This is a genomic window from Nocardia sp. NBC_01009, assembly GCF_045208035.1.
Classification (GTDB): Bacteria; Actinomycetota; Actinomycetes; order Mycobacteriales; family Mycobacteriaceae; genus Nocardia.
Genome location: NZ_CP108695.1, coordinates 5,743,989 through 5,760,856, shown reverse-complemented (window position 1 = coordinate 5,760,856; position 16,868 = coordinate 5,743,989). Strand labels below are relative to the sequence as shown.

Below are 16,868 nucleotides of genomic sequence, written 5' to 3'. Positions count from 1 at the left end.
CACGTCGCGCGTCATCTCGTCCTTGTCGGCGACAGCGTGGGGTCCCCGCTAGGAGTCGCTCTCGGTGATGGTTTCCGCGTCGGTGTGCATGATGTTTCGGGCCGTGGTTATCACGGTCCTTCCTTCCTTCCTTCGCACGATCGTGGGTTCGACCGTCATAGGCCGGTTCCGGCAGTGCAGCGAGTCTCGTGACGACCAAAACACCTCGACGCAGCGACCAACGGCCCTACCGCTGATCCGATGCCCGTCGCGACGATGGATTCGACCAGAAACAAGGAGGTCGGCGTCATGCAAGCGAAGACAGGGGACTGGCTGATCGTCGAGGGCCGAAGTGTCGGCGGCACAGTCCGGCACGGTCTCATCGAAGAGGTGCACGGGAGGGACGGGACACCCCCCTACCTGGTGCACTGGACCGACACGGAACACCGGGTACTCACCTACCCTGGTCCGGACGCACACGTGATCACCAGCGAGCAGCTGCGCGCGCAGGAAGACATCGCGGCGGCCCACTTCTCCTCGAAGCACTACCGGCCGAGCCAGCGCTCCAGCGAGTCCGCCGGAGGCTGAACTCCCGGATCAGTCCGCGGCGGGACGCTGGTCCATCGAAACCTCTTCCGGCGCACAGTGATCCGATCGACTGCCGCGCGGTGGCACGCTTCGCGAACCGGGCCTCGGTGAGTGGCTCACCATGCTTCGCAGCCCAGTACCCCGACGATGTCCGCCGGATTCGGCATCGGTGTGCCTCGCCGCGCGACCGGCGCGCCCCAGCACCTGACGGCTGCCGAGCGAAACACAGGGATTTTCACGCCCGCCGACCAGGCCTGGCATCCGCATATTGGCAGCCGCCGGCGACACGCCGATGCCGCCGTCGCGAAACCGTCAAGCTCCCCACGGACGCACACGTCGAGGTTGGGGCTCGACATCTTCCCTAGCGGCGATGGCATCGGGGCTGGTAACTGGTTCGCGGATCACGTTGGTGATGAGTTCGCCGAAGGCGTGGGGGTCGTCCATGAGCCAGGTGTGCCCGCCGGGCACGGTGATGGTGCGCGGGTCACCGAGGGCTGTCTGCAGCGACATCGAGGTGGATTCGGGGATGACCGTGTCCCGCTTGCTCCACACAACGAAGACGGGGAGCCGGCGTTCGGCAAGCGCAGCGAGTTCGGGAGCCAGATTGGCGGTTCGGGCGAGGTGGGCGACTTCCCACACCGCGGTCGGGTTGCGCAGCATGTTCGGCACCGCATCGCGCAAGATCACCGGCAGGACCCGGGTCAGTTGGCGACCGGGGAGCAGGTCGGCCTGCAGGTGCAGGCCCCAGTCCCATAGCGGGCGTTCGCGCAGTGCGCGGACCACGCCTCGGCCGTCGGTCCACGCCGAGCCGCCGATGGAGTTCACGAGTACGAGCCGTTCGGCGAGGTCGGGGAGGTCGTGGGCGGTTTTGATCGCGACGCCGCCGCCGAAGGAGTGCCCGACCATGGTGACCGGTCGGGGTAGGCCGATCGCGTCGGCGAAGTGGCCGACCCACCGGGCGTATCCGGCGAGGGTTCGGTGCTCGGCAGGCAGGCTGGCGGTGCCGCCGAACCCGGGAAGCGCGGGGATGTAGACGCGCATTCCCCTGCGGATGAGCTGTTCGAGCGGGCGGGCATAGGCTTGTCCGCCGAGTCCCCAGCCGTGCAGGAAGAGCACGCGAGGGCCGAGCCCGCCGACCGCGTAGCGGGCGGTGTGGCCCTCGACCACGATCGAGCGCCACCGCAGTCGAGGAGAGCGGAGTTGTGGTGACCGTTTCGCATTCATGGCTTGCATCCCACCGCGATCGCACCAGGGTAAAGAGGGTCCCCGGACCTCGAGCAGCGGCGCCAGTTCGGCTGCGGCGTCGGCGATTCGACCAGCAGACACATTCGCAGCCGCCGCGCCGGAAGTTCCGGCAGGCGGCGCAAGCGCTGGAGAAAGTCTCGCCACTGCGGCATCCGAACTCCTGACGTCGTCTCGACTGTGTGGCTGTCAGGGCCGCAGAGCCACGGACGGTTCCGCATTTCCGGCCACCAGTGAAAGCGAGCTGGTCTATATCGAGAATCGCCGATAGCGCTATCTAGTCGGAAGGGCGCAACGTCCGGCATGTCCGGGTCGCCGGTCTCTCGATCTCGGGACTTTCGGCGCCGACCGACCTGGTCGCTGTGCTCCACGCCGCTCCCGCTCCAACACAGAGTTCGCGAATATCATCGGAAGAAAATTTTTGGCGCCGTTGATATCCGGTGTGTTCCGTCGGGTCTGAGTCCGGTGGTGGTCGATGGGTGATGCATGACTCACTGTGCGTGCCGTGGTCGGGCCGAGGGTGAACCGCTGCCGCGGTTCGCGACCGGTTGCGGTCGGCGCGGTGGCGGTCGGCCGCGCGCGCGGGCCAGCAGCACCGCGATCTCGGTCGCGACGCCTGAGGCGACCGTTTCGATGTCGGGGGTGGTGTCGTAGTCGCCGGTAATGCCGAAGATCAATTGGTCGAGGTAGCTGAGGATCGCGATCGTGGTGCGCACCCGCAGCGCGATCGGAATACACGGCCACAACTCGACCACTTCCTGGTCGCCGATTGTCAGCCGGCGGCCGGGCCCGGGGATATTGGTCGCCAGGGCGCCCACGCCGCGCTGGGGGAACCACAATGCCAGCCGGAACACCTCGGCCACGATCCCGAACGGTAGCCGCTGCGACAATGAGAGCAACGATTTCTCGGCGTCGACTTCACCTCGGGACCGATGCCGCCGGATCTGCTGGTGAACGGTCATCAGGCGCTCGACCGGGTCGTCGATCTCGATCGGCAAATGCGAGATCATCGCCGAAACCCGGTTGTCCAGAACGGATTTCGCCTCGGTCGTTCGCGTCGACACCGGTACCACGATGCGCAGCGTGGTGGGGGCGGGATGTTCGCCGCGGCCCAGCAACAACCGACGGTAGGCGGCGGCGATGGCGGCGACGGCGACATCGTTGACCGTCACACCGAAAGCCGAACATATCTCCCGCACCTGCGGCAGCATGGTTCGCGCCACCGTGTAGCGGCGCTGCCGCCCGATGGGCCCGTTCAGCGAGGACTCGCCGGCCGGCGCGATCGCCGCGTACAGCACCGGCGCCAGGGTACGCACCGTTCCGATGGCCAAGCGCGGTATGGTTACGGGCGCCTGGATCATTTCAAACATTCGTTTCAGAAGACTTGTGCGCGAACGTCTTCCGGTCGCCGGACCGTGCTCGCCCGCGTCGTCAGCGACCGGGTCGCAAAAGCTTTCGAGCAGCGTGATCTCGGAGATTCCGTCGACCATGGTGTGGTGAGCCTTGAGGATCATCGCCCAGCGGTCCTGCGCCAGGTGGTCGACCACGACCACCTCCCACAGCGGGTGATCACGATCCAGCCGCTCGGTCAATTCAGTGGCGACAACCTCTCGCAGCTCCGTCTCGCCACCCGGGTCGGGCAACGCGGTCCACCGGATGTGGTGCCCCAGATCGAAATTCGGGTCGTCCTCCCACACCGGCGCTTTCAGGTCCAAAGGCGCACGACGGACCCGCTGCCGCAGCCGCCTGTGCCGTTCCAGCCCGCGATCGAGGTACGCGCGCAGCTGGTCACGTGCCGGCGCTGGTCCGTCGATGATCGCCACCGTCCCGATGCCGAGGCTGACCCGGGGGGTCGGTGTCTTCTATTTCCATGAAACCCGTGTCCAGCGGGCCCAATTCCGTCATTGCGCACCTGTCCTGGCAGCGGCCGCGGGCTGCTGCCCATGGCTGAAACTGCCACTGCTGCCGGAAGAATCTTCGCGCAAACCAGACATCGGGCGTGAGATGCCAAGGTAACCGGTACCAGTGACGTTCGGCCCACGCTTAACCGCCGGCTGACAGAGGTGCCATCGGATCTGGCGCGTGCCGCGTTCATCGGTGTAGGCGGTGCATCAGCCGCTAGATTCCGTGAGCTGTCAGGTCAGGTTCCTACAGGCAGGTGGGATAGGTCTGCGGAGTGGCTCCTGCTATCGAGTGTTCGCCCTGGTCCAGTGGCTCGGTACTGCCGGGCAGGGACACGCGGACATCTGGTCGCCGCCGCGAGCACCCGATCAGCATGATCGAAGCGATCACCGCTGCCCGGACGGCCAGACCCGGCGGATCCTGGGTGGTGCACTATCGCGCCGGCGCTCGGCGCTCGGCGCTCGGCGCTCGACGGTGGAGCGGTGTGCCATGACACACAGCCTGTTGCAGCGACCGGATCGGAACGAGAGCAGAGATACGCCCAGGCGTGGGACCGAATCCGGTCAGTGCGCCTGCTCGGTTGATTCCGGGCATGTCGAGGATCTCGGCCAACGGCCGGCGCGGTGTAGCTGGATCATTGCCCGCAGATTCGGGTCTGGTGCCGACACGGACCATGGCCTGGGGCAGTTGGGTGCGGCCGATCAGGCCGCGGATGACAGCGCAGCTGCGCAGCACTTCGGTCAAATGGGTCAGGGGACACGTCGCGAACCCGGCAAGTGTGCATCCGAGCAGGACCGTGGACAGCACCTCGCCGCAGCGCACCAACTCGTCTGGGGTGTCACCGTCGGTGGACAGCACAAGAACTGAAATCGCTCGGGGTGCTATCGTTTCCGATCCTCTACCGAGGCCACGGTCTTACCGTGCGCGTCAGCGGCGACAGTGTCGAGATCGGCTCGGATCTCGGTACGTCGCCGCCGATCGAGATCGACTGCCGAGGCCAGATCGCACGGCTCTCGGCTGGGGACATGGTTCGCCTGCCGATGAACTCGACACCCCGACCAGGAGAGTGACGACGGCCGATGCGCTGATTCGCGTCCTCGCCGACCTGGCGATGATGAGCGGCACCTGAGCTCCCGTGCAGCACGGCTCGGCCGACCGAGCCGAGGGTCATTCCGGCCAAGCCGGGGTCGCCGTAGTATCCACGCAGCAAACAACGAAGATCGCGTAGATGCAGGTGAGGCTGTTATCGGCGGTTGTGATCGGGCCGAGTCGACCGGTGATGCCGCGCATGGCCGCTGGTGAGTGTTCGAAGTAGCTGATCAGAAAGGGCATTCCCGTGTTACAGCTCGACACCTGGCAGGCCCGGCTGACCGCGACCACCGCCCCGGCCTCAGTGATCCTGATCCGTCTCTATGTCGGTGTGGTGTTCCTGTTCGAGGGGATCCAGAAGTTCCTCTATCCGGACGCCCTGGGCACCGGACGGTTCGACAAGGCCGGTATCCCCGCCCCGGGTTTCTTCGGACCACTGGACGGGATCTTCGAAATCGCCTGCGGCGCACTCATCCTCGCCGGCCTGTTCACCCGCCTTGCCGCCCTTCCGATGATCGTCGACATGGTAGGTGCGCTGCTGATCACCAAACTGCCGATCCTGTGGGGTGACGCCCCCTTGTTCACCGGCAAATCCGGTTGGTGGAACTTCATCCACGAATCCCGAACCGATCTCGCACAACTGTGTGGAAGCCTGTTCCTGCTCGTCGTCGGTGCAGGCGCCTGGTCTCTCGACGCCCGCCTTCACCGCGCACCCTCACAACGCACAGCTCAGACCGAGGAGGCGTGACATGACCATTCGCACCGCCCACCGGCACCGCCGGGCAGCAACGACCGTGACCTTCGCCGCCGTCCTGGGGCTGCTCACCGCTGGTTGCACGTCATCGGAGCCCGAGCAATCTCCCGGCGTGAATTGGGATGCGGTGAACCAAGCACTGGGAATGCCGCTGCACATCGAAGACGGAGGGGTGCACGCGATCGAGTGGCTGCGGACTGATCTGCACGTGGTCAACGCCGGCGTCACCCTGGATCCTGGAATGGAACTCGTCGCCGAGGCCGACTTCCGCGAGACCACGCCGGGCAACGTCGTCATGATCGGGGAAGCCGCTCTCACCACCGAGGAACTGAACGCGGTGGGACCGCGGCTGGAACAAGGCGGCATCGAGATTACCGCGATCCACAAGCACCTCCAAGACGAAACACCCCGCCTGTTCGCCCTGCACTACGCCGCCTACGGCGACCCCGCGCCCATCGCCCGGACTTTGCGTGAGGCCCTGGCACGGACCGGCATCCCCCTAGACCAGTCACCTGAGGTCGAAGAGGACCAGCCGCCGATCGATCTGGACACCACCGCGATCGACACTGTTCTCGGTGCCACCGGCGAGGTCGAGCACGGCACCTACCATGTGCGCGTTCCGGTGGCGCAAAAGGTGACCGAAACCCGGGCGGATGTGACACTCCCGCCTCAGATGGAGGCGTCCACGCTGTTGATGTTCCAGCCGCTGGGCGGCGGAAAGGTCGCGATCAACGGAGACTTCGCGATGACCGCCGACCAGGTCAACCCCGTCATCGCGGCGATGCGCTCCCACGACATCCAAGTTATCGAGCTGCACAACCACATGCTTCACGAATCCCCCCGACTGTTCTACCTGCACTTCTGGGCCACCGGAGACGCCGCCATCCTCGCACAAGGATTGCGCGCCGGCCTCGATCAAGTGCGCGCGCCCAGGCGTTGAGAACCTCTATGCGACAGGGGCGTTTCAGGCTGCGGGGCGGTCGCCGAAGACTTCGCGGGCCAGTTCCGGCAGTGCCCTGCGGTCCTCGGCCAGCGCCTGCTTCCCGGCCTCGGTCGCTCGAAGACCCGGTAGCGCGATAGCTCTGTGTCAGATATTGGTATGGTCGCGTATGGCGTCGAGTTGGGTCGGTGTGCCGAGGACGATCAGGATCGTGTCGGCGACAAGCTGGGTTTCACCGGTCGGGTTAGCGATGAACTTGCCGGTCGGCGTCCGGATCGCCAGCACCAGCGCGCCGGTCCGCTGGCGCAACGCCGATTCTTTCAGGGAGCGGCCGATCAATGGTGACTCCGACGCGATCTGGACTTCCTCGATCCGGTACTCCAGAGTGTCGTCGTGCATGACTACGTCGAGGAATTCGGCCACGTTGGGTTGCAGAGCAAATGCCGCCATCCGGCGACCCCCGATCAACTGGGGGTTCACCGCCCTGTTCGCTCCGGCGCGAAGGAGTTTCGATTTGGAACCTTCGGTCCGCGCTCGTGCGATGATCACCAGATCGTGGCGTAGCGCTCTGCTGGACAGCGTCACGTAGACGTTGTCGGCGTCGCTGTCGAGTGCGGCGATCAATGCGCGGGCGCGCCCGATTCCGGCGGCCTCGAGGACGCTGTCGTCGGTGACGTCGCCGAGGACGTTCGGGTATTCGAGGTCTTGCAGGCGTGCCGGATCGCGATCGATTACCACGATCTGTTTGCCGAGCCCACTGAGGTACTGCGCGGTCGAGCAGCCGACACGTCCCCAGCCGCACACGATGATGTGGCCGGACATCCGGAGTATCTGGCGGTCCATTCGACGTCTCTCCATGTGTTGGCGTAGATGTCCTTCGATGAGTGCCTCGAGCAGCACACCGAACATGTACAGGGCGGTGCCCGCGCCGACCAGGATGAGCACCATGGTGAACACCTGGCCTGCCGGGCCGAGCGGATGGATCTCGCGAAAGCCGACAGTGGTGATCGTCGTCACCGTCTGGTAGAGCGCGTCGAGCACCCCGAATCCGAGGATCAGGTAGCCGACGGTACCGCCCAGCACCACCAGCAAGAACGCCAGCAATACGCGGCTGATACGACGCAACGGGTACACGCGAGGATTGTGCACCAATATCGACCATCAGCACCGGACAACGCCACGTCCTGCCGCCTGACGACCTGCCCTCCCCACCGATTGTCGGTGGCCGTGGTTCGAGGCAAGGCGGATTCCGCGCTCACTCGGGGCGCATGACCGGACAAGGATCGGTGAACAAGCCGATTGCGGGCAGAGCGGACCTCCAGCGAGCTGCGGACTCAGCCGCCATGGAAGCGCTCGGCAGCTGTGACGGGTCAGGCACCGCGGTGGTCTCGGGTACCGTACCTTGCTGCTGCCCGAGCACGTCATCGCTGACGTCGCGGTGCGGTCGGTCGCCATGGCCGACAGGCGGATATGGTCCTTTGGCCCCAAAACGGGTGACGATATCCAACAGCGGCTTCGTGGACTTCGTCCATACCGTAACGACTATGTCGTATCGTGATGATCCCTTTGCCCACGCCGAGCACACCGCACACGTCTGGTTGCGCTGGACTACCGACGACCTGGCTACCCGGGACCGCGCCTTCGCCTACCGGGTGGCCCGCGCCTGGTTGCACAGTGTCCGCGACCGGCTCGAGGTCACCGCAGCCGCGCGTCTGAGCGCGCAATTGCCCCTATTGCTTCGTGGCGTCTTCTTCGAAGGGTGGGAGCCTGCGAAAGTGCCTGTCTCGCATCGAACCTCGGTGTTCATCACCGAGTTCGCCGAAGCGGCCGGGGTGACCGAGGACGAGGCGGCCGACTTGGCGTGGCTGGTCACCGACGGGCTACGGGAGCAGTTCTCTCCTGGCGCGCTGGAGCAGGTGTTCGCTGTGCTGCCGATCGATCTTCGCGCTCTCTTGCTCGGTATGTCCACGGGTCCATCGGGCGAAGCAATCGTCGCCGTGTAAGCGCTCGAGTCTGTGGTGGGTATCGCCGGGGCCGCCTGCGGCGCAACCGGGGTTATGGTCCGGTCTGGACCAATGTCCTCGGGTGCGGGCCTTTCGGCACTGTAGTGACGCGCCGTCGGCGCGGGAATCTGAATGTGCCCACCTGTTCGAGGAGGACTCGATGCCTGTGCTTCCAACGATCTTGACAGTAACGCTGAACCCGACCGTCGACATCTCCCTCGAAGTGGACCGCCTGATCGGTGAAGGCAAGAACCGCGCTCGGGTGCGGTCGGTGCAAGGGGGCGGTGGCGGGATCAATGTCGCGCGTTGCGTGCGCACGCTCGGCGGTTCGGCGGTCGCGCTGCACACGTGTGGGCTCGAGGTCGGTCGGCGACTGGATCGGCTGCTCGATGAGGAGGGTTTGGCGCATCGCGGTATCGAGATCGGTTCCGACACCCGAGAGGCAGTTGTTGTCGCAGAGGCGCACTCGGGACACAGCTACCACATCGTGCCACCGGGCGCTGAACTGACCATTCCCGAGTGGCAACGGTGCGCGGAGGCGATTGTCACTGCCGCGCAACGGTTTCCGTATCTGGTACTGACCGGTAGCGTGCCTCCGGGGCTACCCGACGACTTCTGCGCCGAGATCCTGCGCCGCATCGACCCGGCCGAGACTCGGACCGTACTCGATATCGCCGGCGCCCAATTACGTGCGGTGCTCGAGAAAACCGCTTTCGCGATCCGGCTCGACCGCCGCGAGGCCGCGGGACTACTCGGTAGACCGATCGAGCGATTCGCCGACGCCCAAGACGCCAACGAACTCGTGCTCGGCAAAGGCTCGGTTGCCAACGCGATCACCACGGTCGGCGCCCTGGGCGCGGTCTGCTCGAATTCCATTTCGCACCACAGACTTTCCGCGCCACGGCTGCCGCACCTGCCGTGCAGCAGCGACGCATGCGCGGGCGACAGTCTGGTCGGTGCGTTCACCTATCAGCTCGCTGCGGGAGCAGATTGCCTGCATGCATGCGAGTACGGCGTTGCCGCGGCCGCGGCAACCGTCATGAGACCGGGCACCGACATATTCGAACGCTCGACCGTGGAGACGCTGTTGTGTGAGGTGCGCACCCACACCGTCGATCGCACCGTCACTCCGGCGGCCGCGTCGGCTGACAGTTTCCAGCAGAACTGATCGTGCTCGCGCTCTGAGAGGGAGTCATCATGTATGCCGTGGTCTTCACGGGCCGGGCGTGAGTTCGTGGGAGCAGGTACCCGACCTGGTGCTCCTGGAAAGCGCCGATGCGATCGTGCGCGTGGACACGGTCACGATCTGCGGCACGGACCTGTACATCCGCAAAGGTGACGTGCCCGAGGTGGCTCCTGGTCGAATACTCGGGCACGAAGCGGTCGGTATCGATCATGACCACCGCACAGCGATGGTCATAACCGAGCGCATCAGCTTTGTGGTCGGACGACGATGACCGGGCAGTCCGCGCTGTGGATGACGGCTTGGCTGACCGAGCCGAGGGTCATGCCGGCGAAGCCGCCACGGCCGTGGCTGCCCACGACAATGAGCTGGGCCGTTTCGGCTTCCGCGAGCAGTCGCTTGGCGGGCCGGTCCTCGGCGACGATCCGCTGCACCTCCACGTCGGGGTACTTCTCCGCGCGGCCTGCCAGGCTTTCCGACAGTAGTTCCTCGGCCTCCTTCTGCATGTCGGCGCGGGGGATGTAGCGGTTGAATTCCGACCAGGTGAGTACTGCGCGCACGGCGACGTCACGACGGCAGGCTTCGTCGAAGGCGATATCGATGGCACGGGTGCTGCTCGGCGAGCCGTCGACGCCGACGAGAACGGGACCGAGCACCCGACGCGGATCGAATTTCGGGGGCTCGGGGACGACGGCAACCGGGCAGTGCGCGTGCCGGGCTACGGCGGTGCTCACCGAGCCGAGCAGGCCCCGGCGGAATGCGCCCATGCCGCGCGTGCCGACAACCAGCATGCGGGCGTCCTTCGAGCGATCGAGCAGTACCGGGATCGGTGGTGCTTCGACGACGAAGGTGGCGATCTCGAGGTCATCGAGGGGTGCTGCGGCGGCCGTGGCGAATTCACTGGCCGCGGCGACGGCCTTTGCCCCGGCCTCTCGGTAGGCGTCGTAGTCGATTTGATTGAAAGCGATCCCCGGGCCGAAGTCGGCAGGGGCTCCGATGCCGTACACGATATGCAAGGGCGCATGGTGACGGACGGCGTCGACGGCTGCCCAGCGCAAGGCTTCGGTGGCGGCGGAGGAGCCGTCGATACCGACGATGACGGGTGGATTGGCGGCGTTGGCGGACATGTGATCTCGTCCCCTTCTGTGACTGGGCGTTAGTTGGGGTGGACGACCATGACCGGGCAGTGAGCACGTTGGACCAGGAAATTGCTGGTGGAGCCCAACAGTAACCCGCGGAATCCACCCCGCCCCCGGCTGCCGACAACGACGAGCTGGGCCGACTGCGACAACTCGAGCAGCGGCTGCCGCGGCCCTGTCAGGTACACCCTGCGGATGACCTCGACGTTCGGATATTTCTCCTGCCAGCCGGCAAGCTGTTCGGCGATGATCGCCTCTCCGGCAGCCTCCGCGTCGCGGTCCGGGATGGTGTAGGGGACCCCGGCGACGCGGTCGAGATACAGATCGTTCCAGGCGTGGACGGCGACGAGTTGGGTACCGCGTTCGCTCGACTCGGCGAACGCGGCCGCCGCGGCGGCGTCGGAGACCTGGCTGCCATCGACGCCGAGCACGACCGGACCCGTTCGTCGGGTCTGCTGCTCGGTACCGGTATCGCGGACTACCACGACAGCGCCGTGGCCGTGTGCGACCACCGCAAGCAGGGTGGAACCGAGATGGCTGAGTGTGCCGCCCTCGCCCGCCGCGCCGATCGCGAGGAGATGCGCCGTCCTGGACCGGTCGATCAGCAGCCTGGCCGGGTTGGCTTCGGAGACTTCGGTTTCCACGTCCAGATTCGGATCGACCTCGAGGGCGAGCCTGCGAGCCGCGCTCACGCGGTCGGCGCCGAGTCGGCGAATCGCATCGATCACGGAGGGCTCGATGACGTCGTACGCGCCGAAGACGGACGCGGCCGCGGTGAGGTCGACGCCTTCTACTATGTGCAGTCGGCGGTGTCGCTGCGACGCCGTTTCGGCGGCCCAGCGGACGGCCAGGTCGGCGGCTTCCGAGCCGTCGACGCCGACCACGACCGCGGCCGATGCCAGTCGGTGCGGGTCATCGTTGTGCTGTGCGGTCATGAGCGGCGTCCCTTCAGGTTCCGATATTTCGGTTACCCGTAGGTTAGGAATTCGAGGGGGTCCGGCACGCCTATCGTTGGTCATGAACCGCAGGGCCCAAAGACCGCTCATGTGCTCGGCGATATTGCCTAGGGCAGCGGCACCGACCAGCGCACCACGGTGCCCCCTTCTTGGCCCTTCGCCACACTGAAGCTGCCACCCGACAGCTCGGCTCGTTTCGCCAGGTTCACCAACCCACTCATCTGCGTGAGGTCATCGGGCACGCCCTTACCGTCATCGGTCACCTCGATAGTGACATCGTCATCCACCCGCAGATAGACCGACACCTTGGTCGCGTCCGCGTGGCGCACCACGTTGCTCACCGTCTCGCGCAGCACCGCCTCGACATCGTCCGACAGTGGCGGCGCAAGCACCGAGACCGGGCCGGCAAGTCGAATGGTGGTGCGTAGGCCGCTTTCGCCGACCATGTCGGCGATCACGCCGTGCAGCCGCTTGCGCAGCGTCGGTGAATCTGTAGTCGTGCTGCTGTGCAGGTCGAAGATCGAGTGCCGGATGTCCTGCACAATCCCCTGGATATCGAGGATCGTGTCGCCGAGCCGGGACTTGATCTCGGGTACCCGGGCCCGTTGCGCGGTGCCCTGTAGGGAGAGACCGACGGCGAAGAGCCGCTGGATGACGTGGTCGTGCAGGTCTCGGGCGATCCGGTCGCGGTCGGCCAGCACGTCGAGTTCCCGCATCCGCCGCTGTGTGTGGGCCAGCTGCAAGGCCAGTGCGGCTTGATCGGAGAACGATGCCATCATCGATTGCAGGGCGGCGTCCAGTGGTTGTGCGCCGGGGGGCCGGACGGTGGCGAGGACGCCGATCACGGAATGCTCAGCCCGCAAGGGCAGGATCAGTGCCGGACCGAACTTGGACGGATTGTCGAACAGCGGGTTGAAGTTCAGTTCGTCGACCGCAACAACCCGGCCGTGCTGGAACGCGCTACCGGAATGGGATTCGCGCACCGGGATTCGCTCACCGATGATCTCGTCGGCGCCGACGCCGGCCGCGGCGGCCACGACCAGCTCGGTGACCTCGTCGTGCGGGATGTCGGGGTCGTCGGGTAGCGCGAGGAAGGCGCACGTGGATTGCGTGAGTGTCAAAGCCCGGTCGGCTACCAGGTCGAGGGCTGCCCCGGGTTCCCCGCCCACAAGTAGTTGAGTTGCCACATCGCCGGTCGCTTCCAGCCACTGCTGGCGGACCCTGGACTGCTCGTAGAGCCTGGCGTTTGCGATGGCGATGCCCGCCGCGGCCGCCAGCGCTTGGACCACTACTTCGTCGTCCTCGGTGAATTCCTGGCCGCCGGATTTTTCGGTGAGGTACAGATTGCCGAAGACCTCGTCGCGGACTTTCACCGGAACGCCGAGGAAGGTGTGCATCGGCGGATGATTCGGGGGGAAGCCGACGGACGAGGGATGGGTCGAAAGATTAGTCAGCCGAATGGGTTTCGGCTCCTCGATGAGCAGGCCGAGCACGCCGTGGCCGCGGGGCAGGTCGCCGATCATGACCCGGGTCCGATCGTCGATGCCCTCGTAGACGAATTCGGCGAGTTGGTTGCTCGTCTTGTCGGTTTCCCGGACACCGAGGGCTCCGTACTCGGCGTCGACCAATTCGATGGCGGTGTGCACGATCGTGCGCAGCGTATTGTCCAGATCCAATCCCGCGGTGACGACCAGCATGGCCTCGATCAGGCGGTCCATCTGATCGCGAACGCCGACGATCTCCGCGATTCGGTCCTGGACCTGGCCGAGCAGCTCGCGCAAGCGCAGCTGCGCCAAGGTCTCCAACACTGGCGCCGGGCCAGGCACAGCCGACTCGGAGGATGTGCGATCCATATATGACATTTTCGCACGAAAGCCGAGTTCAGAGCAGCGCCACGGCGTGCACTACCTGCTCGGCGCAGGTCAGCCTTCTCGTTTCGTGGGCGTATTGAGCTTCGAGGCGAGCACAGCCGCCTGAGTACGGCGCTCCACTCCCAGTTTGGTCAATAGCCGGGAAACATAGTTCTTCACAGTTTTCTCCGCCAGGAACATCCGGCCCGCGATCTGCCGATTCGTCAGCCCCTCGCCCAGCAGATCGAGCAAGGTCCGTTCCTGCTCGGTGAGAGTCGACAGCGGGCCGGTCTTGGTCTCGGCCTCCTCGCGTAGTTTCGCCATGAGGGCGGCGGCGGCTCGATTGTCGAGCAGCGATTTGCCCGCCCCGACGTCTCGAATGGCGTCGATCAGTTCCAGCGTTCCGATGTCCTTGACCACATAGCCGCTGGCCCCGGCCAGGATCGCATCGAGCATGGCCTGCTCATCGGTGAAGGAGGTGAGGATCAAGCAGCGTATGTCGGGGTGCTGGTTCAGTAGGTCGCGGCAGAGTTCGATGCCATTGCCGTCCGGGAGTCGCACATCCAGGACCACTACATCGGGGCGCAATGCCGGGATACGTGCCAAGGCTTGCGACACGTTGCCCGCCTCACCGATCACCTCGAGATCGGATTCGCTGTCGATCAGGTCACGCACACCGCGCCGCACAATTTGATGGTCATCGACCAGAAACACTGTGATCACCTGATACACCTCCCTGAACTGTGCATTCAGATTACTGACCGATCGAGCTCGGCACGTCGTAGATCGACCCCGTTTTGGTGACGAAAGTCCTTTGATTGATCACTCTCGGCTCGCTGCCAGGCCCGAACGGCGGCAGCCACTGTCCGGTCGAGTGGCAAGGCGGTATCGAGAACGACCGCTTCCGGCCACGACGACGCCGTGACTGCCATGGCGTCGGCGATATGCGGTGTCGCGTCGGATTCGCAGGCTGCGCGGTGCCGGATCCGGCGGTTCGCCAGAGCACGTGAACATTCGCACCGCAGGGCGACCAGCTCGGCAGCTGTTTCGTCGGCGAGCGCGGTGGCACGGCGCCGCTGTGCTGCGTCTATCCAGCTCGCGTCGAGGATCACCGACACACCGGACTCCAAGAGCGTTCGGGCCCTGGCCAGTATTTGGGTGTAGACAAGGGCTTTGTCGGCGGGAGCGTAGGCTCCGACGCCGAAGGTTCCGATGGCGCCGGCGATCTCGTGACCGGCACGCAGTTCTCTGCGTACACGATCGCTGGAGATCACCACCGCGCCCGTGGTCGCCGCCAGGGTTTCGGCCACAGTAGTTTTCCCGGTGCCGGGCAAGCCTCCGACGAGCACGAGACGCACAGCGCCCCGTTCGAGGTGGCGAGCCGCGATTTCCAGGTGTCGGTGCGCGCAGTCGCGCGCGGCCACCTCGCCCTGTCCGAACCTGATGGTGTCCACCTTCGCGCGGACCAGCGCACGGTAAGCGACGTAGTGGTCGCGTAGCGACGTCGGCGCCGGGTCCGCGGCGGCATGCAGGTAGTCGTCGAGCAGCCGATCACCCAGCTCGCGATGTCCCATGAATTCGAGATCCATTGCCAGAAAGGCGATGTCATCGAGGCAGTCGACGTAGCGCAGCCGATCGTCGAAGTCGAGACAGTCCAGGACCCGAAATCCATCGGCGAGATCGAAGATGTCCTCTGCGAGCAGATCGCCGTGTCCGTCGACAATTCGGCCCTCGGCCACCCTGGTCGCCAGCAACGGTTTTCGGCCGTCGATATAGCGCATCGAGAGCGCCGCGATTCGCGCCAGCTGCGCTGGGTCGACAAGGTCGGCATGCTGTTCGCCGAGGCTGTGCAGCAGTATCCGCCAGCGACTGCGCAGTTCGGCCGGTGTGCCCGCTCGATCGATGTCTGGTCCGCGGCGCGCCGTGTGGTGAAAGTGGGTCAACACCTGCACGAGCGCTGACAGTTCCGATCTGCGCACTGCCGGATCGGCCAGGATATTCGACAGGCGCCGTTCCTCCGGCATCCTGCGCATGACCACGACCGGTTCGTCGGGTCCGCCTTCGGGATCGGTCAGGTGTGCGATGCCGAGATATACGTCCGGAGCGAGCCGTCGATTCAACTCGAATTCGCGCGCACATGCGCGTTCCCGACGTTCCGGTGTGCTGAAGTCGAGGAAATCGGTGGCGATCGGCTTCTTCAGTTTGTACGCTCGTTCCCCGCACAGCACCACGATCCCGGTATGGGTTTCCCGCAGCTGTGCGGGCCTCGACCCGATCATCGCTGGGAGTCGTGGGCTCGAACAGGCTCGGCGAGGGCCTGGCCCGCCGTCGCACCGCCGTCGATGACGAACTCCGACCCGGTCGAGAAGGTTGCTTTGTCGACGATGAAGCCGACCATTGCCGCGACCTCTTCTGGTTCACCGAAGCGTGGAAGCGGTTGACCCGCGGTCATACTCGCATCGAAACCAGCCGTCATCGGTGTATGGATCGGGCCGGGATGTACCGAACAGACCCGGACTCCGGAACCGCCGAGTTCGATCGCGGCTGCCTTGGTCAATCCACGCAGGCCCCATTTGCTGGCCACGTAGCCGGCGATCCCGGGGTAACCGGTCAAGCCGGCGGTTGAGGAGATATTGACGATCACGCCATCGCCCGCGGCACGCAGTCGTGGCGCGGCCAGGTGCATGCCGAGCCAGGCGCCCACCAAATTGACGTCGAGGACGTGTCGGAACATCGCCGGCGACTCGGTCTCGATGCCGCCGAAATCGACGATGCCCGCATTGTTGATCAGCACGGCCAGCGGACCGAAGTTCGCTTCCGCGTCGTCGAGCACCTGCCGCCACTCGCGCTCGTCGGTGACATCGAGGCGTCGGAACATCGCGGTCGCGCCGAGAGATTCGGCGGTGGCCCGACCTTCCGCGGCAAGCAGGTCCGCCACGACGACGCCGAGGCCGGATTTGACGAGCGTGCGCGCGATCGCCGCACCGATGCCACGTGCGCCGCCGGTGACGACGGCGCTACGGCCATGGAATTCGGGCATGATGCCGACCTTTCGGTAGGTTCCGGCTTCTGCTGACACATTCAGAATTTCGCAACGGAGACCGTGAGGTGATGGCCGAAGGTCATCGATGTCGAAGGTCTTAGGGATCGTCTTGGCGCATCGGCGTCTGAAGTCCTGCCAGATGGGGTCCTCCTGCTCTTATCCGTGAAGCCTGTCGGTGCGAACGTGAGTCGTGACGAGAG

At 65.5% G+C, this 16,868-nt stretch carries 16 protein-coding genes and 2 pseudogenes; 7 read left to right on the top strand and 11 right to left on the bottom strand.

Annotated features, from left to right (window positions below; all coding sequences use genetic code 11):
- Positions 1 to 288 precede the first annotated feature (288 nt).
- Positions 289 to 567 (top strand): DUF1918 domain-containing protein, encoded by a 279-nt coding sequence (locus OHA42_RS25775; protein ID WP_406230419.1) that lies wholly within the window; start codon positions 289 to 291, stop codon positions 565 to 567.
- Positions 568 to 879: 312 nt separating this feature from the next.
- Here OHA42_RS25775 and OHA42_RS25770 read toward each other — a convergent pair whose 3' ends face one another.
- The 3 genes from OHA42_RS25770 to OHA42_RS25760 all read right to left on the bottom strand — a co-directional run bounded on the left by OHA42_RS25770 (position 880) and on the right by OHA42_RS25760 (position 4,569).
- Entirely contained in the window at positions 880 to 1,791 is a 912-nt protein-coding gene (locus OHA42_RS25770; RefSeq protein WP_406230418.1) for an alpha/beta fold hydrolase, read from the bottom strand.
- Positions 1,792 to 2,300: 509 nt separating this feature from the next.
- Positions 2,301 to 3,632, bottom strand: coding sequence for a wax ester/triacylglycerol synthase family O-acyltransferase (locus tag OHA42_RS25765; protein ID WP_406230417.1), 1,332 nt, complete (start codon positions 3,630 to 3,632; stop codon positions 2,301 to 2,303).
- A 511-nt stretch (positions 3,633 to 4,143) separates the two neighbouring features.
- Complete coding sequence (locus OHA42_RS25760; protein WP_406239915.1) at positions 4,144 to 4,569, bottom strand: hypothetical protein; 426 nt, start codon at positions 4,567 to 4,569, stop codon at positions 4,144 to 4,146.
- On the opposite strand from OHA42_RS25760, the gene OHA42_RS25755 reads away from it, so the two are divergent.
- The 3 genes from OHA42_RS25755 to OHA42_RS25745 all read left to right on the top strand — a co-directional run bounded on the left by OHA42_RS25755 (position 4,488) and on the right by OHA42_RS25745 (position 6,494).
- Positions 4,488 to 4,781, top strand: coding sequence for a glycosyl hydrolase family 65 protein (locus OHA42_RS25755; RefSeq protein WP_406230416.1), 294 nt, complete (start codon positions 4,488 to 4,490; stop codon positions 4,779 to 4,781). The genes OHA42_RS25760 and OHA42_RS25755 overlap by 82 nt on opposite strands.
- 266 nt (positions 4,782 to 5,047) lie before the next feature.
- Positions 5,048 to 5,548, top strand: coding sequence for a DoxX family protein (locus OHA42_RS25750; RefSeq protein ID WP_406230415.1), 501 nt, complete (start codon positions 5,048 to 5,050; stop codon positions 5,546 to 5,548).
- A 1-nt stretch (position 5,549) separates the two neighbouring features.
- Positions 5,550 to 6,494, top strand: coding sequence for a DUF1259 domain-containing protein (locus OHA42_RS25745; protein ID WP_406230414.1), 945 nt, complete (start codon positions 5,550 to 5,552; stop codon positions 6,492 to 6,494).
- Positions 6,495 to 6,518: 24 nt separating this feature from the next.
- On the opposite strand, the pseudogene OHA42_RS25740 reads toward OHA42_RS25745, so the two are convergent.
- Both OHA42_RS25740 and OHA42_RS25735 read right to left on the bottom strand, forming a co-directional pair.
- Positions 6,519 to 6,614, bottom strand: a pseudogene (locus OHA42_RS25740) (PadR family transcriptional regulator); the annotation flags it as partial.
- A 27-nt stretch (positions 6,615 to 6,641) separates the two neighbouring features.
- Positions 6,642 to 7,628 carry a potassium channel family protein gene (locus tag OHA42_RS25735; RefSeq protein WP_406230413.1) on the bottom strand — a complete coding sequence of 329 codons (987 nt, stop codon included), beginning with the start codon at positions 7,626 to 7,628 and terminating at the stop codon, positions 6,642 to 6,644.
- 410 nt (positions 7,629 to 8,038) lie between these two features.
- Here OHA42_RS25735 and OHA42_RS25730 point away from each other — a divergent pair, with 410 nt between their 5' ends.
- The 3 genes and pseudogenes from OHA42_RS25730 to OHA42_RS25720 form a co-directional block, all read left to right on the top strand.
- Positions 8,039 to 8,497, top strand: coding sequence for a DUF2267 domain-containing protein (locus OHA42_RS25730; protein WP_406230412.1), 459 nt, complete (start codon positions 8,039 to 8,041; stop codon positions 8,495 to 8,497).
- A 160-nt stretch (positions 8,498 to 8,657) separates the two neighbouring features.
- Positions 8,658 to 9,665: a 1-phosphofructokinase family hexose kinase gene (locus tag OHA42_RS25725; protein WP_406230411.1), complete on the top strand. Its 1,008-nt coding sequence runs from the start codon at positions 8,658 to 8,660 to the stop codon at positions 9,663 to 9,665.
- 13 nt (positions 9,666 to 9,678) lie between these two features.
- Positions 9,679 to 9,885 (top strand): annotated as a pseudogene (locus OHA42_RS25720) (alcohol dehydrogenase catalytic domain-containing protein); the annotation flags it as partial.
- A gap of 43 nt (positions 9,886 to 9,928) precedes the next feature.
- On the opposite strand, the gene OHA42_RS25715 reads toward OHA42_RS25720, so the two are convergent.
- The 6 genes from OHA42_RS25715 to OHA42_RS25690 all read right to left on the bottom strand — a co-directional run bounded on the left by OHA42_RS25715 (position 9,929) and on the right by OHA42_RS25690 (position 16,665).
- The gene (locus OHA42_RS25715) at positions 9,929 to 10,807 is read right to left on the bottom strand and encodes a universal stress protein (protein WP_406230410.1); all 879 of its coding nucleotides are present in this window, start codon (positions 10,805 to 10,807) and stop codon (positions 9,929 to 9,931) included.
- A 29-nt stretch (positions 10,808 to 10,836) separates the two neighbouring features.
- Positions 10,837 to 11,754 (bottom strand): universal stress protein, encoded by a 918-nt coding sequence (locus OHA42_RS25710; protein WP_406230409.1) that lies wholly within the window; start codon positions 11,752 to 11,754, stop codon positions 10,837 to 10,839.
- A 128-nt stretch (positions 11,755 to 11,882) separates the two neighbouring features.
- Positions 11,883 to 13,628, bottom strand: coding sequence for a GAF domain-containing protein (locus OHA42_RS25705; protein ID WP_406230408.1), 1,746 nt, complete (start codon positions 13,626 to 13,628; stop codon positions 11,883 to 11,885).
- Positions 13,629 to 13,697: 69 nt separating this feature from the next.
- On the bottom strand, positions 13,698 to 14,348 hold the full coding sequence (locus tag OHA42_RS25700) for a response regulator (RefSeq protein ID WP_406230407.1): 651 nt from the start codon (positions 14,346 to 14,348) through the stop codon (positions 13,698 to 13,700).
- Positions 14,349 to 14,374: 26 nt separating this feature from the next.
- A complete protein-coding gene (locus tag OHA42_RS25695; protein ID WP_406230406.1) occupies positions 14,375 to 15,904 on the bottom strand; it encodes an AAA family ATPase in 1,530 nt (509 codons plus the stop codon).
- Positions 15,901 to 16,665: an SDR family NAD(P)-dependent oxidoreductase gene (locus OHA42_RS25690; protein ID WP_406230405.1), complete on the bottom strand. Its 765-nt coding sequence runs from the start codon at positions 16,663 to 16,665 to the stop codon at positions 15,901 to 15,903. The genes OHA42_RS25695 and OHA42_RS25690 overlap by 4 nt, the downstream gene beginning before the upstream one ends.
- Positions 16,666 to 16,868 lie beyond the last annotated feature (203 nt).

What these genes read in the sequence shown, in the direction of transcription:
- OHA42_RS25775 (WP_406230419.1), top strand. Translation starts at nt 289, where the DNA reads ATGCAAGCGAAGACAGGGGACTGGCTGATCGTCGAGGGCCGAAGTGTC.
- OHA42_RS25770 (WP_406230418.1), bottom strand. Translation starts at nt 1,791, where the DNA reads ATGAATGCGAAACGGTCACCACAACTCCGCTCTCCTCGACTGCGGTGG.
- OHA42_RS25745 (WP_406230414.1), top strand. Translation starts at nt 5,550, where the DNA reads ATGACCATTCGCACCGCCCACCGGCACCGCCGGGCAGCAACGACCGTG.
- OHA42_RS25730 (WP_406230412.1), top strand. Translation starts at nt 8,039, where the DNA reads ATGTCGTATCGTGATGATCCCTTTGCCCACGCCGAGCACACCGCACAC.
- OHA42_RS25725 (WP_406230411.1), top strand. Translation starts at nt 8,658, where the DNA reads ATGCCTGTGCTTCCAACGATCTTGACAGTAACGCTGAACCCGACCGTC.
- OHA42_RS25715 (WP_406230410.1), bottom strand. Translation starts at nt 10,807, where the DNA reads ATGTCCGCCAACGCCGCCAATCCACCCGTCATCGTCGGTATCGACGGC.
- OHA42_RS25710 (WP_406230409.1), bottom strand. Translation starts at nt 11,754, where the DNA reads ATGACCGCACAGCACAACGATGACCCGCACCGACTGGCATCGGCCGCG.
- OHA42_RS25705 (WP_406230408.1), bottom strand. Translation starts at nt 13,628, where the DNA reads ATGGATCGCACATCCTCCGAGTCGGCTGTGCCTGGCCCGGCGCCAGTG.
- OHA42_RS25695 (WP_406230406.1), bottom strand. Translation starts at nt 15,904, where the DNA reads ATGATCGGGTCGAGGCCCGCACAGCTGCGGGAAACCCATACCGGGATC.
- OHA42_RS25690 (WP_406230405.1), bottom strand. Translation starts at nt 16,665, where the DNA reads ATGCCCGAATTCCATGGCCGTAGCGCCGTCGTCACCGGCGGCGCACGT.